14 protein-coding genes are annotated in these 15,971 nt (G+C 67.2%); 8 read left to right on the top strand and 6 right to left on the bottom strand.

Annotation, left to right across the window (positions count from 1 at the left end):
- Nucleotide 1: 1 nt before the first annotated feature.
- The 3 genes from A7W11_RS22505 to A7W11_RS22495 all read right to left on the bottom strand — a co-directional run bounded on the left by A7W11_RS22505 (nt 2) and on the right by A7W11_RS22495 (nt 3,929).
- On the bottom strand, nt 2-2,029 hold the full coding sequence (locus A7W11_RS22505; RefSeq protein WP_066419608.1) for a TRAP transporter large permease subunit: 2,028 nt from the start codon (nt 2,027-2,029) through the stop codon (nt 2-4).
- Complete coding sequence (locus A7W11_RS22500; RefSeq protein ID WP_066419606.1) at nt 2,026-2,649, bottom strand: TRAP transporter small permease subunit; 624 nt, start codon at nt 2,647-2,649, stop codon at nt 2,026-2,028. Before A7W11_RS22500 ends, A7W11_RS22505 begins: the two co-directional genes overlap by 4 nt.
- 155 nt (nt 2,650-2,804) lie before the next feature.
- Nucleotides 2,805-3,929 carry a TRAP transporter substrate-binding protein gene (locus A7W11_RS22495; RefSeq protein WP_066419605.1) on the bottom strand — a complete coding sequence of 375 codons (1,125 nt, stop codon included), beginning with the start codon at nt 3,927-3,929 and terminating at the stop codon, nt 2,805-2,807.
- Between the two features lie 787 nt (nt 3,930-4,716).
- Here A7W11_RS22495 and A7W11_RS22490 point away from each other — a divergent pair.
- The 6 genes from A7W11_RS22490 (at nt 4,717) to A7W11_RS22465 (ending at nt 11,103) form a co-directional block, all read left to right on the top strand.
- A complete protein-coding gene (locus A7W11_RS22490) occupies nt 4,717-6,321 on the top strand; it encodes an ABC-F family ATPase (RefSeq protein WP_066421602.1) in 1,605 nt (534 codons plus the stop codon).
- Nucleotides 6,322-6,899: 578 nt separating this feature from the next.
- Complete coding sequence (locus A7W11_RS22485) at nt 6,900-7,673, top strand: ABC transporter ATP-binding protein (RefSeq protein WP_066134204.1); 774 nt, start codon at nt 6,900-6,902, stop codon at nt 7,671-7,673.
- A 96-nt stretch (nt 7,674-7,769) separates the two neighbouring features.
- On the top strand, nt 7,770-8,768 hold the full coding sequence (locus A7W11_RS22480) for an ABC transporter substrate-binding protein (protein ID WP_066419603.1): 999 nt from the start codon (nt 7,770-7,772) through the stop codon (nt 8,766-8,768).
- The gene (locus tag A7W11_RS22475; RefSeq protein ID WP_066419601.1) at nt 8,765-9,538 is read left to right on the top strand and encodes an ABC transporter permease; all 774 of its coding nucleotides are present in this window, start codon (nt 8,765-8,767) and stop codon (nt 9,536-9,538) included. The genes A7W11_RS22480 and A7W11_RS22475 overlap by 4 nt, the downstream gene beginning before the upstream one ends.
- Nucleotides 9,539-9,659: 121 nt before the next feature.
- Nucleotides 9,660-10,448 carry a type 2 periplasmic-binding domain-containing protein gene (locus A7W11_RS22470; protein WP_235816983.1) on the top strand — a complete coding sequence of 263 codons (789 nt, stop codon included), beginning with the start codon at nt 9,660-9,662 and terminating at the stop codon, nt 10,446-10,448.
- A 67-nt stretch (nt 10,449-10,515) separates the two neighbouring features.
- Nucleotides 10,516-11,103, top strand: a complete 588-nt coding sequence (locus tag A7W11_RS22465) for an IMPACT family protein (protein WP_066419596.1) — start codon at nt 10,516-10,518, stop codon at nt 11,101-11,103.
- Nucleotides 11,104-11,254: 151 nt separating this feature from the next.
- On the opposite strand, the gene trxA is transcribed toward A7W11_RS22465, so the two are convergent.
- The 3 genes from trxA to A7W11_RS22450 form a co-directional block, all read right to left on the bottom strand.
- Nucleotides 11,255-11,647, bottom strand: coding sequence for a thioredoxin (gene trxA / locus A7W11_RS22460; RefSeq protein ID WP_066419594.1), 393 nt, complete (start codon nt 11,645-11,647; stop codon nt 11,255-11,257).
- Nucleotides 11,648-11,783: 136 nt separating this feature from the next.
- The gene (locus A7W11_RS22455; protein WP_066419592.1) at nt 11,784-12,821 is read right to left on the bottom strand and encodes an LLM class flavin-dependent oxidoreductase; all 1,038 of its coding nucleotides are present in this window, start codon (nt 12,819-12,821) and stop codon (nt 11,784-11,786) included.
- Nucleotides 12,822-13,041: 220 nt separating this feature from the next.
- Nucleotides 13,042-14,334 carry an NCS2 family permease gene (locus A7W11_RS22450; protein WP_066419587.1) on the bottom strand — a complete coding sequence of 431 codons (1,293 nt, stop codon included), beginning with the start codon at nt 14,332-14,334 and terminating at the stop codon, nt 13,042-13,044.
- 126 nt (nt 14,335-14,460) lie between these two features.
- On the opposite strand from A7W11_RS22450, the gene tsaD reads away from it, so the two are divergent.
- Together tsaD and A7W11_RS28310 are read left to right on the top strand one after the other, a co-directional pair.
- Nucleotides 14,461-15,495, top strand: a complete 1,035-nt coding sequence (tsaD, locus tag A7W11_RS22445; RefSeq protein WP_066419586.1) for a tRNA (adenosine(37)-N6)-threonylcarbamoyltransferase complex transferase subunit TsaD — start codon at nt 14,461-14,463, stop codon at nt 15,493-15,495.
- 186 nt (nt 15,496-15,681) lie between these two features.
- Nucleotides 15,682-15,971 (top strand): STN domain-containing protein (locus A7W11_RS28310; RefSeq protein WP_218188627.1); only part of this gene is annotated, 290 nt, incomplete at its 3' end.

The raw sequence follows: 15,971 nt of genomic DNA, 5'->3' as shown, positions 1-15,971 counted from the left end.
ATCACCGGTATAGCACCGTCGGCAGCCACATGCCGATGCCGGGGAACATGTACAGCAGGAAGATGGCCACGACCTGGATGCCCATGAAGGGCATCATGCCCAGGAAGATCTGGTTGAGCGTGACGTGCGGCGGGGACACGCCCTTCAGGTAGAACGCCGACATGGCCACGGGCGGCGACAGGAAGGCCGTCTGCAGGTTCAGCGCCACCAGCAGGCCGAAGAACAGCGGATCGATGCCGAAGGCATTGAGCAGCGGCACGAAGATCGGCATGAAGATGACGATGATCTCGGTCCACTCCAGCGGCCAGCCCAGCAGGAAGATGATGACCTGGGCCAGCAGCAGGAACTGGATGGGTGTCAGGCCCAGCGACAGTACCCATTGCTCGATCAGGCTCTGGCCGCCCAGCAGCGCGAAGGCCGCCGAGAAGATCGACGAGCCCACGAACAGCCAGCACACCATGGCGCTGGTCTTGGCCGTCAGGAACACCGATTCCCGCAGCACGGGCAGGGTCAGCCGCCGGTAGGCCAGCGCCAGCAGCGCGCCGCCCATCGCGCCCATGGCCGCCGCCTCGCTGGGGGTGGCCAGGCCGAAGGCGATGGAGCCCAGCACGGCGGCGATCATCACCGCCAGCGGGAAGAACGACCCCATCAGCATCTTGAAGATTTCCAGGCGCGCCCAGGTCAGCACGCCGTAGAAGGCGGCCAGGATGGCGACGCATACGCCCAGGAAGATCCAGAAGCCTCGGGGCGCGGAAGGGCGTTCATTGTCGGCGGCCTCGCTGGCGGCGTTTGCCGCGGCCGATGCGCTGGCGGATGCGGGCGTCGCTGCCTGGGCGCCTGGCGGCTCCGAGACGCCGCCGGTCTGCGGGGCCCCGGGCGGTTCGGACAGGGCCGCCGCGCCGTCCGCGGAAGGGGGCTCCTGCAAACTGCCCTCGGCGGGCGGTTCCTGCAGGCCTCCTTCCGTCGGCGGCTCGGCCAGGCCACCGTCCGTGGGAGGCTCTCCCAGCCCCGAATCGAACTGGCTGGCCCCCAGCCGCAACTCGTCCGGAATATCGTAGGTCTCGGCCGGCGTGGTGACCATCCTGTGCACCGACCAGGCCAGCAGCGCGATCACCAGCAGCGGCAGCATCGCGGTCAACAGGTTGCGCGCCACGTAGCCGCCGCCCACTTCCCGGGGGCGGCGTGCGCTGAACAGCGCCGACAGCATGCCGGGAACGGCGTAGCGATGCGGGCCGCGCGCCAGCGCCTCGGACTGCGGCGGCAGCGGCACGCCGCGTTCGCTCATGGGCAGCGGCGGGGCCATGTCGGGCCGCAGCTTGGCCACGATGATGACGTACAGCATGTACAGCGCGGCGAGCATGAGACCCGGAAACAGCGCACCGGCGTAGAGCTGAACGACCGAGGTGCCCGTGGTCGCGCCATACACGATCAGCATCACCGACGGCGGCAGCAGGATGCCCAGGCAGCCGCCCGCCGTGATGGCGCCGGCCGTCAGCCGCACGCTGTAGCCGGCCTTCATCATCGCGGGCATGGCCAAGAGGCCCATCAGCGTGACCACCGCGCCGACGATGCCGGTGGCGGTGGCGAAGATGGCGCAGGTGGCCAGTGTGGCGACCGCCAGGGCGCCCGGCACGCGCGCCAGCGCCAGGTGCATCGAGCGGAACAGCTTCTCGATCAGGTTGGCGCGTTCGACCAGATAACCCATGAACACGAACAGCGGAATCGAGATCAGCGAGTCGTTGGTCATGGTGGCGTAGGTCCGCTGCACCATCAGGTCCAGCGTCTGGCCCAGCGAGCGGCCGCCGTCGCCGCTTTGCATGAAATACGCGAAGAAGGTGAACAGCACGCCCATGCCCATCAGCGTGAACGCGGTCGGAAAGCCCAGCATGATGGCCACCACGATCAGCGCCAGCATCAAGAGGCCGATGTGCCCCGTCTCCAGGTTGCCCCACGGCGTGAGGAACGCGATCATCAGCAGCACCAGGCCGATGCAGGACAGGCCGAACCACAAAGCCTTGTTGATTTTCATCGGGTCTGCTCCCCTTGGGCGGCGTATCGGTCCAGCTTGGCAATGTCCTCGTCTTTCACGTTCACCATTTCCTTGAGCTTGTCGACGTCGACTTCCTCGACGTCCTCTTCGCGGGACGGCCACGCGCCGCGCTGCAGACAGAGCACGCAGCGCAGGATCTCGGCCACGCCCTGCAGCAGCAGTACGGCGCCGGCCAGCGGAATGAAGGCCTTGAAGGGATAGATGGGCGGCCCGTTGGCCATCAGCGAGGAGTGCTCGCGGATGGCGATGGAGTAGCCGGCGTAGTACCAGCCTGCCCACACCAGGGCGACCACGCCCGGGATGAAGAAGGCGATGTACAGGATCAGGTCGAGCGTGGCCTGCACGCGGGGTGGCAGGAAGCCGTACAGGATGTCGCCGCGCACGTGGCCGCTCTTGGCCAGGGTGTAGGCGCCGGCCATCATGAAGAGGATGCCGTAATACATCATCTGCATGTCGAAGGCCCAGGCGCTGGGCTGGTTCAGCAGGTAGCGCGCGGCCACCTCCCAGCACACGTGCAGGGTCAGCACGACGATCAGCCAGGCGAAGGCCTGGCCGACCCAGGTGGAGATGCGGTCTATGAAACGTATGAAGCGGATCATCTGACGTCCCGGTGTAGACGCGTGGGCGCCCGGACACGGCATGCGGCGCGGAGGCTGCCGCCGGGGCGGCCGGGCAGGGCGTGGCGGCCGCGCGCCATGCCGCCCGAAGCCGGCGAGGCGCCGGCGGCGGTACGGCGGGACGCGGGCCGAGGGACTTACGCGGGCTTGTTGCTGCGCGCGAAGTAGTGGTTGTAGGCCATCCGGTAATTGACCGAGGTGTCGCCGTGCCAGCGTCCGATGCGCTGGGCGAAGGCGCGCTGCGAGTCCAGCACTTTCTTGAACAGCGGGTTCTCGGCCGAGCGCTTGGCGATCATGTCGTCCCAGATCTTCAACTGGGCCTGCAGGATGGCGTCGGGCGTCTTGTAGAACTTCACGTTGTGGTCGTTCTGCAGCTTCATGTAGTCCTGCGAGTACCGTTGCGCGGCCTTCCAGGACATGTCGGCGCTGCTGGCCTGCGCGGCGTAGCGCAGCAGGTGGCGCAGGTGTTCGGGCAGGGCGTCGTACTTGGCCTTGTTGAACATGACCTCGAACTGCTCGGCGCTCTGGTGGAAGCTCTGCAGCATGCAGATCTTGGACACGTCGGCGAAGCCCAGCGACAGGTCGGACGAGGCGTTGTTGAACTCGGCGCCGTCGAGCAGGCCGCGGTCCAGCGCGGGCACGATCTCGCCGCCGGGCAGGGCGTTCACGGCCGCGCCCATGGCGCTGTACATGTCGATGGCCAGACCGACGGTGCGGAACTTCAGGCCCTTGACGTCCTCGACCTTGGTCACCGGCTTCTTGAACCAGCCGAAGGGCTGGGTAGGCATCGGGCCGTACATCATCGACACCACGTTCACGCCCATGGCCTTCTGGATTTCCTGCAGCAGCTCCTTGCCGCCGCCGTATTCATGCCAGGCCAGCAACTGGTTGGCGTCCATGCCGAACGAGGGGCCCGAGCCCCACAGCGCGACCGCGGTGTTCTTGCCGTACCAATAGGCCACCACGCCGTGGCCGCCATCGAGCGTGCCGGCCGACACGGCATCCAGCAGGTCGAAGGCCTTGACCACCGCGCCGGCGGGCAGCACCTCGATCTTCAACTGGCCGCCCGCCATGTCGTTGACCTTCTTGGCGTAGTCGGTGGCGAACTCGTGGAAGATGTCGTTGGCGGGCCAGGTGCTCTGGAAGCGCAGGCTGACGGGCGTCTGGGCGCTGACGATGGCGGGAAAGCCCAAGGCCGCCGTGCCCGCGACGGCGGTGGCGCCAGAAATGAATTTGCGGCGGGACTGCGTAACGTGTTGCATGGTTCGTTGTCTCCTGGATGGACTACATGGACCAGCTTGTTGTTACTGCGAGGATGTGTTGTCTCTTGTCCGGACGTGCTGCGGGCGTCTCGGGCGGCTCGGTGGTTTTCCTTGTTGATGCCTATGCATGGATGCAATGGGGAGCCGCATGACGATTAAAGCTTTCTGAAAGAAATCTGACAATAAGCTGGTGGTCGGGAATAACCCTGGGGAAGGGAGCCGTACGGTTGATGGCTTTCGGCGATGGTTTTGGAATCGCGTCATGCGGCGGGTAGTGTTCTTCTGGCGCCGCGGAGGTCCCTGCGAAGTCTCGTCCTCGCGCTCTCGCGCTGCGGGCGCGACCTCTCCGGAACCTCCGCGGCGCGCAGCAGCGTCAGTCGGCGAGTACTGCACGAGGGCGTCGGGACTGGGGAGAGAGGGGGGCAGTGACGGCCGCCGATTCGATGGGATGCGCTGAGCATGCGGAGGTCTTCAGTGGAGCGATCTTCGTTTGGCCGAACAGCGGGCGTTTTATGGTGAGTAATAGACGCCTTGAGCCTGGGGCATGACGGAGGGTTCGCGCCCGCAGCGCGGCAGCGCGAGGACGAGAATCCGCAGTTGTGCCCCAGGCGCTCAAGAACCCTTGTTTCGCCCTGAACGGGATCACGAGTTCGCCCAGAAAAGCTCCCAAGCAGGCAGCCGAAACGCCGCCTTGGTAAACTCATGGGTTTCGTCCTGCCGCCCCGCTGCGATGCACCATCGCATCCGCACCGACGGGCCGCAACCGTCCAAAGAGCTTCCTGCCACCGTGATCTCCACTGCCAACCTCACCATCCAGTTCGGTCCCAAGCCCCTTTTCGAGAACGTCAGCGTCAAATTCGGCGAAGGCAATCGGTACGGGCTGATCGGGGCCAACGGCTCGGGCAAGTCGACGTTCATGAAGATCATCGGCGGCGATCTCGAGTCCACCAGCGGCAACGTGTCGCTCGAACCCGGCGTGCGCCTGGGCAAGCTGCGCCAGGACCAGTTCGCCTATGAAGACGTCCGCGTGCTCGACGTCGTGATGATGGGCCACACCGAGATGTGGGCCGCCATGTCCGAGCGCGACGCCATCTACGCGAACCCCGAGGCCACGGAAGACGACTACATGCGCGCGGCCGACCTCGAGGCCAAGTTCGCCGAGTTCGACGGCTACACCGCCGAGGCGCGCGCCGGCGAGCTGCTGCTGGGCCTGGAAATCGCCGTCGACCAGCACAACCTGCCGATGCGCGAGATCGCGCCGGGCTGGAAGCTGCGTGTGCTGCTGGCGCAGGCCCTGTTCTCCAATCCCGACGTGCTGCTGCTGGACGAACCGACCAACAACCTGGACATCAACACGATCCGCTGGCTGGAAGACGTGCTGAACAGCTATCAAAGCACGATGATCATCATCAGCCACGATCGCCACTTCCTGAACCAGGTGTGCACGCACATGGCCGACCTGGATTTCCGCGAACTGCGTGTGTATCCGGGCAACTACGACGACTACATGCTGGCTTCGACGCAGGCCCGCGAGCGCCTGAACGCGAACAACGCCAAGGCCAAGGAACGCGTGGCCGAGCTGCAGGACTTCGTGCGACGCTTCTCGGCCAACAAGTCCAAGGCCCGCCAGGCCACTTCGCGCCTGAAGCAGATCGACCGCATCAAGGCCGAGCAGGTCGAGGTCAAGCCGTCGTCGCGCCAGAACCCGTACATCCGCTTCGAGCAGTCCAAGCCGATGCACCGCCTGGCCGTCACGATCGAGAACCTGTCCAAGACCTACGACACCACGCCGGTCATCAAGAGTTTCTCGGCCATGATCGAGGCGGGCGAGAAGATCGCCATCATCGGCGCCAACGGCGTGGGCAAGACCACGCTGCTGCGCCTGCTGGCCGAAGACCTGGAGCCCAGCGGCGGCATGCTGAAGTGGTCGGAGAATGCCGACCGGGGCTACATGGCTCAGGACGTGTCCGACCAGTTCCAGCAGACAGACATCAACCTGTTCGACTGGATGACCAGCCATCGCCAGCAGGGTGACGACGACCAGGCCATCCGTTCGGTGCTGGGCCGCCTGCTGTTCTCGGGCGACGACCTGCCCAAGGCCCCCAAGGTGCTGTCGGGCGGCGAAAAGAACCGCATGACCTTCGGCCGCCTGATGCTGGGCCGGCACAACGTGATGCTGCTGGACGAGCCGACCAACCACCTGGACATGGAGTCGATCGAGTCGCTGCAGTTCGCCCTGGAGCAGTACAAGGGTACGCTGATCTTCGTCTCGCACGACCGCGAATTCGTGTCGGGTCTGGCCACGCGCGTGATCGAGATCATGCCCGATGGGCAGATCATCGATTACCGCGGCACGTACGACGAGTACCTGGCGTCGCGCGGGGTGGATTGATTTTTTCTTGCCTGCAGCGGTGCCTGCGTAGGTGCGGTTTGCGGGGAAGTGTGGTTTTGCTTGGGTGGTCGTTTTTGAGTTCTTGAGCGCCGGTGGCACAACTGCGAAGTCTCGTCCTCGCCCTTTCGGGCTCCGGGCGTGACTTCTCCGTCATGCCACCGGCTCATGTTGTCTCGTGTCCGGCGCGTCCCATGCACAGCGTTCAGTACGCGGATGTCGTATCCATGGGGAAGTTCGTCGTGGGTTCAACGATGGGTCATCGATCCAGGGCCCCTGGATAGTGGTGTAAAACATACGGGGCTTCGCCTGAAGCGGGTGTTTAAAGGCCACGGCATTACGTGGATGTGAGCCGCGGGCGTGCCGGAGAGGTCGCGCCCGGAGCCCGAAAGGGCGAGGACGGGACTTCGCAGGTACGAGCGCGGCGTCACAAGAACGCAATCCTTGACCCTGCGAACCAGGCTTCAGAAGATCTCTATATTTCTAAAAGCTATTAATAAATGATGGAAATATAGTTTTCTCTCATATGCCGTGTAGGTAGAGTGCCATGTGACCAAATTTGTCCTCACCCGGCCTGCCTCATGAATCTGACTTTCGACCACGTCCACAAGCGCTTCGGCTCGCTGCAAGTGGTGGACGGCTTTTCCAGCGAATTCAAGACCGGTGAACTGGTCGCGCTGGTCGGTCCGTCGGGCTGCGGCAAATCCACGCTGCTGCATCTGGCGGCCGGCCTGGAGAAGGCCTCCGAGGGCAGCGTGCTGGCCGATGGCAAGCCGGTGCAAGGGCCGCATCCCAGCCGGACGCTGGTGTTCCAGGAGCATGCGCTGTATCCGTGGCTGACGCTGCGCGACAATGTGTCGCTGGCGCTGGAGTTCCAGCGGGTGCCCAAGGCGCGGGCGCGCGAGCAGGCCGTGGCCTGGCTCGAACGTGTCGGCCTGGGCGGCTTCGAAGGGTATTTTCCGCATCAGGTGTCCGGCGGCATGCGCCAGCGCGCGGCGCTGGCCCGCGCGTTCATCGCCAAGCCGCAGACCATGCTGATGGACGAGCCCTTCGGCGCGCTGGACGCGCTGACGCGCCTGAGCCTGCAGGATGTGCTGCGCCAGCTGATCGAGCAGGAAAAGCCCACCGTGCTGCTGGTCACCCATGACGTGGACGAGGCGCTGTTCCTGGCCGACCGCATCGTGGTGTTCAGCCCGCGCCCGGCGCGCGTGCTGCGCGAGTTCAACCTGGCGCACCGCACCAAGACGCACGACCTGGCCGACCTGGCCGGCGAGAAGCGCGAGATCCTGCGCCTGCTGGGCATCGCCGTCGGCGGCCATGGCGCCGAGCAGGACGATGCCGCGCTGACCGCCTGAACGTCGCTGCAACCGCCAGCACGCCGTCCTTTCATCACCCCATAACGATTCTGCCCGCCATCGGCGTGGCTGCCCCATTACCGAGGAGTCCTCATCATGAAGATCAAGCACTCGATTTCGCTGTCATTGGCCGCCGCGCTGCTGGCCGCCGGTCCGGCCATGGCCGCCGACAAGTTCCGCGTGGGCTACCTGCGCGTCATGGACGACGCCCAGGCCATCGTGGCCCAGGAAGGCGGCTACTATCAGAAGGCCGGCCTGGACACCGAACTGGTCGAGTTCAAGTCGGGCACCGACCTGATCAAGGCCATCGTGGGCGGCCAGATGGACATCGGCGTGCTGGGTTTCACCAACGCCGTGGCCTGGGCCTCGAAGGGCGCGGACCTGAAAGTGGTGGGCGGCGCGCAGCAGGGCTACCACTCGCTGGTGGTGCGCGACGATGCCGGCGTGAAGGACATCGCCGGCCTGAAAGGCAAGACCCTGGCCTCGCAAAGCGAAGGCAGCACCGCCGACGTGGTGTTCAAGGGTGTGGTGCTCAAGCAGGGCAACCTGTCGGCCGACGACGTGAACATCATGGGCGTCAGCCCGGCCGTGGCCGTGCAGTCGCTGGTGGGCAAGCGCGTGGACGCCGCTTTCCTGTTCGAACCCTATGACCGCATTGCGCAACTGGTCGCGCCGGTCAAGCAGATCTATGAAGTGGGCCAGTCGTGGCCGTTCCCGTGCATGGTGGTGATCACCTCGGGCGAGGTCTTGTCCAAGCGCAAGGACGACGTGTGGAAGGCCCTGGACGCCCAGTTGCAGGCCACCCACCTGCTGCAGAAACAGCCCAATGAAGCCGCCAAGCTGATTTCCTCGTACTTCATCGCCGAGCCGACGCTCAAGACCCTCAAGCGCGGCGAACTGCCTCGCGACACCGTCATCAGCGAAGCCATCGGCACGCAGGTGTTCACGCCCAAGCTGACGGACAAGGACACGGCCCGCATGCAGGAGATCGCTGACATCCTGCAAGCCCAGGGCGCGCTGAAGACCCGTGACGGCAAGCCGTACGACGTCTCCAGCATCGTCGATCTGTCCTGGCAAGAGGCTCGCAAGCTTTGAGCACTTCGACCCGCGTGACAGGGCTGCGCAAGACCCTCGCCGGGGTGCTGGGCGTGGCCTTCATCTTCCTGCTGTGGCAGGCCGCCGCCTGGATGCTGCCCGACTTCCTGATGCCGGGCGTGCCCACGGTGCTGGGCCGCCTGGTCGAAGAGCTGGGCAAGGACAACTTCCACCAGAGCCTGTCCGGCACCCTCAGCCGCCTGGGCCTGGGCTACGGCCTGGCGCTGGCTGCCGGTATCGGCTTCGGCCTGGTGGCCGCGCTGCTGGTGTTCTTCCGCGAGGTGCTGCGCAGCGCCATCGTCATCCTGCAGGCGATTCCGTCGATCGCCTGGGTGCCGCTGTTCCTGATCGTGATGGGCTTCGGCAATACGCCCATCATCATCGTGGTGGCGCTGTCGGCATTCTTCCCGGCCGCGCTCAGCGTGATGAACGCCACGGAATCGGTGCAGCGCGTGCACGTGTCCGCGGCGCGCGTCATGGGCGCCACGCCTTGGGACCTGGTCAAGCGGGTGTACCTGCCGGCGGTCATGCCAGAGCTGATCACCGGCGCGCAGCTGGCGTTCGGCAATGCCTGGCGCGCGCTGATCTCGGCCGAGATGCTGATCGGCTTCGGCAAGGGCCTGGGCCGTTCGCTGGCCTATTCGGGCGAGATCGCCGACATGACCGGCGTGATGGCCAATATCCTGGTCATCGCGGTGCTGGCGGCGTTGATCGACCAACTGGTGCTGGAGCGGCTCAAGCACCGCCTGCTGCGTTATCAGTACGTCTGACGGGGCTTTGATCATGCGGCGCCTGGTGTCGATTCGTGCAGGCAAGGCCCGGATGGCGGGCGGCGTGGCCGCGTTGCTGCTGGGCGCCTGGCTGGCGGGCGGCGCGGTGGCGCCGTTCGCCATGCCGCATGCCGATGCCGCCGAGCCGGCCGCGTCCGAGGCCGCGTTCGCCAGGGCGCGGGCGCGCGGCACGCTGGTGATCGGCGTGCCGTACCTGGCGCCGCCGCCCGCGGCCGGCGCCAAGATCCGTACCCCGGATGGCCTGGATGCCCTGATGGCGGAACGGCTGGGTCAGAAGCTGGACTTGCCCGTGACGTTGCGGCAGGTCGATGCCGGCGAGGCCGCGAGGCTGCTGGCTGCCGGTGAGGTCGACGCCGTGCTGGCGAGCCAGCTCGAAGGGCAGTCGTCCCCCGGTGCGCAGGCGCCAGAGGTGGCGCGGGTGCCTTCGGGCTACGTGACCCGTCCGCAGGCCGTCATCCGCAACGACACCGCCATGCGGCGCTGGCAGGACGTGAAGGGCCGCAGCGTCTGCATGTCGTCCGCCGCGGTGCAGGCGCAGGAACTGGCCAGGCAGTCGGGCGCCACCGTGCGCACGCATCGTGTGCCATCCGATGCGCTGGTGGCCACGCGCGAGGGCGCCTGCGACGTCGCCGTGATCGACGACGCGGTATGGGCGCCGCTGATGCGCTATCCCGAGTGGAAGAAGTTCTCGTCCACCCTGACGCTGGAAGGGCCGCGCGCCGAGCGCGTCTGGCTGGTGGCTTCGCAAGGCGGGCAGGCCGGACTGCTGGCCGAGGCCATGCGCGAATGGCGCCGCGACGGCGCCTGGAAGGCCATGACGGACAAATGGGCGCGCGACGTGGCGTTCGACGTCTATCTGGACCAGGAAGTGCCGGACTGCCACGGCTGAGCGATGCTCAGGCCGCTGGGGCGGCACGGGACAGCTTCGCCGCGCCGCCGCGCTTACAATCCGCGCCATGACGCACACGCTGGCCTCCCTCTGCACGCACGAAGAAGAGATCAAGAAAAGCCGATTCCTGGCCGTCGCGGGGCCGGTGGCCTCGATCGACGAGGCGATGGCGCTGTTCGCGCGCCATGGCGATCCCGCCGCCACGCACAATTGCTGGGCCTATCGCATCGGCAACGAGTACCGCAGCAACGACGACGGCGAGCCCGGGGGCACGGCGGGCCGTCCCATCCTGCAGGCCATCGACGGCCAGGGGCTGGACCGCGTGGCGGTGCTGGTGGTGCGCTGGTTCGGTGGCGTCAAGCTGGGGGCGGGCGGACTGGTGCGGGCCTACGGAGGCTGCGCGGCGAACTGCCTGCGGCTGGGCGAGCGGGTGGAGATCATCGAAACCGTGGACGTGCGTTGCCGATGCGACTTCGCCGAACTGCCGCTGCTGCGCGCCAGGCTGGCGCAGGGGGGCGTGACGATAGCGGGCGAGACCTTCGACGCACACGGTGCGGACCTGGCCTTGCAGGTGCCGCGCGGCGTGCTGGCCGAACTCGAACAGGTCGTGGCGAACATCACGCGCGGCAAGGGGGAGTGGCGCGTCTCATCGTGACGCGCGCACAGGCGCGCACGGACCCGTCGTGACGCGCCCACGGCCGCGCGCCCAGACCCGAAAAGTGCTGCCGTGCGCCGGCTGGGCGGGCCCGATCACTTTCGGGCCGAGCGACCAGGCCCGGCCCGCAGGCCGGACCCGGCCGTGCCCATCAGGCCTGGGCGCCGTCCGCGCCGTCGGATTTCGCGCGGGCGTCGGCGATATCCTTGTGGACCTGGGTCATGTCCACTTCCTTGATCTTGCCCAGCAGTTCGTTCAACTGCCCCGCGCTCAGGGCGCCGGGTTGCGAGAACAGCAGCACCTGCTCGCGGAACACCATCAGCGTGGGGATCGAGCGGATGCCCAGCGCGCCGGCCAGTTCCTGTTCGACATCGGTGTTCACCTTGGCGAACGTGACGTCGGCATGTTCCGTGGCGGCCTGTTCGAAAACAGGCGCGAAGCCCTTGCACGGGCCGCACCACGGGGCCCAGAAATCGACGATCAGGGTGCCGTCGGGGGTAATGGCTTCCTGGAAGGAATCCTTGGTGAGTTCTACGATGCTCATAACGCCATCCTTGCCGCGCCGGACGCGGAAGTGGGGGCCGGCGGGCCGGCCCGGTTGTACGCGGCGAACTTCGGCGCGCCGCGATGGGTGCCGCAACTGACGTGCCCGCCAGCCGCAACCATGCGATTCAGGGACTTCAGGCCGGCAGACAGGACGCCGGATCCTGCGAGCTGGCGCGCTCGCCCTTGAGCGAGGCCACGATCTCGTACGAGCGCAGCCGGTCTTCCAGGCGATGGAAGTCGGACACGATCATCACCTCGTCGGCCTCGGTCTGCGCGACCAGGGCTTCCAGCTTCTGGCGCACCGTGTCGGGTCCGCCCACGATGGACGCCGCCAGCTTCTGGTGGACCGCCTGGCGTTCCCATTCGTTCCACAGGCCGTCCATGCTGTCGACCGGCGGCTGCAGCGCCAGGCGGTTGCCGCGCACCAGCGACAGGAACTTCAACTGCTGCGTGGTGGACAGGTAGCGGGCTGCTTCGTCGGTGTCGGCCGCGATGACCGGCACGCCGATCATGGCGTACGGGCGGTCGAGGATCTCGGACGGCTTGAACAGGTGGCGGTACAGCCGCATGGCGGCCATGCCCTCGGGCGAGAAGTGGCCCGCGAACGAGAAGGGCAGGCCCAGCTCGGCCGCCAGGCGCGCACTGAAATCGCTGGAGCCCAGCAGCCAGATGGGAATGCTGTCCAGGCCGGCGCCGGGAATGGCGCGCACGGGCTGGCCGGGTTGGGCGGGCGCCAGGAAGGCGCGCAACTCGTCCAGTAGCGCCGGGAATTCGAGGCCGCTGCGCGGACCCCGGCGCAGCGCATGCTGCGTGGCGCCGTCGCTGCCCGGCGCGCGGCCCAGGCCCAGGTCGATGCGGCCGGGGTAGAGGGTTTCGAGCGTACCGAACTGTTCGGCGATGATCAGCGGGGCGTGGTTGGGCAGCATGATGCCGCCCGAGCCGACACGCAGCGTGGTGGTGTGGCTGGCCACGTGGCCGATGAGCACGGCGGTGGCGCTGCTGGCGATGCCGGGGATGTTGTGATGCTCGGCCAGCCAGAAGCGGTTGTAGCCCAGCTTCTCGACATGCTGCGCCAGGGCCACCGTGTTGCGGAAGGCATCGGCGGCGCTGCCATCCTGGACGATGGGCGCCAGGTCGAGCACGGAAAAGGGCACGTTGGCCAGGACGGTCATGGATACCTCTGCAAGAGAACGGCGGGATGCGCGGCGGGACAGCCGGCAGGGCGCCCGGCCGGGCGGCGCGGCATGCGCGCCCCGCCTGTGATTCATATGGAGAGTGTATCGGCGAAATCAACCAGGGACCCGAGCAACCTTGCGGGCGGCCGGGTCGATAGCCTGGGTATATGACGGCGTTAGCCTGTTCGCGGACCGCGCATGCGGACGGCAGGCGCGCTCATTCGGGGAAGAACGCGAACCGGACCACGAACAGCGCGGCCACCAGCCACGTGGCCGGATGCACCTGGCGGATGCGGCCGGTGCAGGCCTTGAGCACCGCATAGCTGATGAAACCGAAGGCCAGGCCGTTGGCGATGGAGTACGTGAACGGCATGATGAGCGCGGTGAGCGCGGCCGGCGTGGCCTCGGTGACGTCGTCCCAGTCGATGTCGATCAGCTCGCGCATCATCAGGCCGGCCACGTACAGCAGGGCAGGCGCGGTGGCGTAGGCCGGCACGGAGCCCGCCAGCGGCGAGATGAACAAGGCGGCCAGAAACAGCAGCGCCACCACCAGCGCGGTCAGTCCCGTGCGGCCGCCGGCCTGCACGCCAGAGGCGCTTTCCACATAGGCGGTGGTGCTGCTGGTGCCCAGCATCGAGCCCGCCACGATGGCGGTGCTGTCGGCGAACAGCGCGCGGCCCAGGCGGTTGGGCCGGTCTTCGGGAATCAGGTTGGCGCGCTTGGCCACGCCCATCAGCGTGCCGGTGGCGTCGAATACCTCGACCAGCACGAAAACGATGATGACATGGACGAAGCCGGTATGCAGCGCGCCCAGGATGTCCAGTTGCAGGAACGTCGGGGCCAGGCTAGGCGGCGCGGAGAACACGCCCCGGAACTCGTTGTAGCCCAGCGCCATGGACAGCACCGTGACGGCCAGCACGCCGATGAGGATGGCGCCGCGCACGCGCAGGGCATCCAAACTGGCGATGATGAAGAAGCCCAGCACGGCGAACAGCGGGCCGGGCTGGCGCAGGTCGCCCAGCGCCACCTTGGTGGCCGGGTTGGGCACCACGATGCCCGAACTGGACAGCGCGATGATGGCCAGGAACAACCCGATGCCGGCGGCGATGGCGCTGCGCAGCGAATGCGGAATGCCCTTTATCAGCCAGGCGCGCACGCCCGTCAGCGTCAGGATGAGGAAGATGATGCCCGAGATGAACACCGCGCCCAGCGCCTGTTCCCAGGTGTAGCCCATGCCCTTGACCACGCCGAAGGCGAAGAAGGCGTTCAGGCCCATGCCGGGCGCCATGCCGATGGGCCAGTTGGCCACGAACGCCATGATGAGCGTGCCCAGCGCGGCGGCCAGGCAGGTGGCCACGAACACCGCGTTGCGGTCCATGCCGGTGGACGACAGGATGTCGGGATTGACGAAGATGATGTAGGACATCGTCAGGAACGTCGTGATCCCGGCGATGATCTCGGTGCGCGCGGTGGTGCCGTGCTCGCGCAGGCGGAATAGCTTCTCGAGCATGTTGGTCAGGTCCCCTTCGTTCCCGTGATGAGTGCCAGCCGCGGTGCGTGCCGACGTCCGTGCGTGGGGCCGCGTGGGCGCGGCTGTCAAGCCGGTATTCTCGCACCAGTTGTAAAATCCGTGCCCATGATCATCCTCGGATTCGAAAGCTCCTGCGACGAGACCGGCGTGGCCGCGGTCTGTACCGAACGTGGCCTGCTGTCGCACGCCCTGCACACGCAGATCGCCATGCACCAGGAATACGGCGGTGTCGTGCCCGAACTGGCCTCGCGCGACCACATCCGCCGTGTGGTGCCGCTGACCCGCCAGGTGCTGCAGGAAGCCGACCTGCAACTGTCGGACGTCGACGCGGTGGCCTACACGGCGGGCCCGGGCCTGGCCGGCGCGCTGCTGGTGGGCGCCAGCGTGGCGCAGTCGCTGGCGTGGTCGCTGGGCCGTCCGGCCATCGGCATCCATCACCTGGAAGGGCATCTGCTGTCGCCGCTGCTGGCCGATCCCAAGCCGGAGTTCCCCTTCGTGGCGCTGCTGGTGTCGGGCGGCCATACCCAATTGATGCGGGTCGATGGGGTGGGGCGCTATGAACTGCTGGGCGAGACGCTGGACGACGCGGCCGGCGAGGCCTTCGACAAGTCGGCCAAGCTGATGGGCCTGGGTTACCCGGGCGGGCCGGCGCTGTCGCGCATGGCCGAGAAGGGCGACGCCACCCGCTTCGAACTGCCGAGGCCCATGCTGCACAGCGGCGACCTGGATTTCAGCTTCAGCGGCCTGAAGACCGCCGTGCTCACTCGCGTGAAGGCGGCCGAGCAGGCGGGCGGGCTGGATGAGCAGACGCGCGCCGATCTGGCGGCGGCCACCCAGGCGGCCATCGTCGACGTGCTGGCCGCCAAGGCCATCCGCGCGCTGAAACAGACCAAATTGCGCCGCCTGGTGGTGGCGGGCGGGGTAGGGGCCAACAGCCTGTTGCGCGCGCACCTGGCCCGCGAGCTGGGCAAATTGAAGGCGCAGGCCTATTTCCCGCCGCTGTCGCTGTGCACGGACAACGGCGCGATGATCGCCTATGCCGCTGCCGAGCGCGTCAAGGCCGGCCTGGCCGAGTTGCGCGAGGATGGCCACGCCTTCACGGTGCGGCCGCGCTGGGATCTGGTCGACATCACCGTGTGAGGCCGCGCGTGGACGCGCAGCTGTAACCTGACGTTAACCTTAGATTCGTACGATGCCGGGTCCCCCGGCTTCAGACAGGCCTGTCCGGCCCGCCGCCCGCACCATGATCCTCGCGCTGCCGTGTTTCCGCGCTTTCGCGGCCGTTCGTATGCCTGCGCCATGCCGGGCGTCGCGAGGTTGATGCGCATGGCCCAAGCCTGCCTCGGCATGGCCGCGTCCTGCCTGCTGCCTTCTTCCGCCCAGGCCGCAACGCCGGCCGGCGCGCAGGTGCAGGCCCCGCGGCACGAGCCTGCCCGTGTCGCCTTCGACATTCCGCGCCTGCCGCTGCACGAGGCCCTGACGCGCTACAGCGAATTGACGCAGTATTCGGTGCTGTACGAGACCGGCCTGGTCGCCGGCCAATACTCCCAGCCCGTGATGGGCGCCTATTCGGTGGACGGCGCGCTGATGCTGTTGCTGCAGGACAGCGGCCTGCA

Source organism: Bordetella ansorpii, from assembly GCF_900078315.1.
Taxonomy (GTDB): Bacteria; Pseudomonadota; Gammaproteobacteria; order Burkholderiales; family Burkholderiaceae_B; genus Bordetella; species Bordetella ansorpii.
Note: the sequence above shows the minus strand (reverse complement) of the source record. Positions and strands in the feature narration are given on the sequence as shown.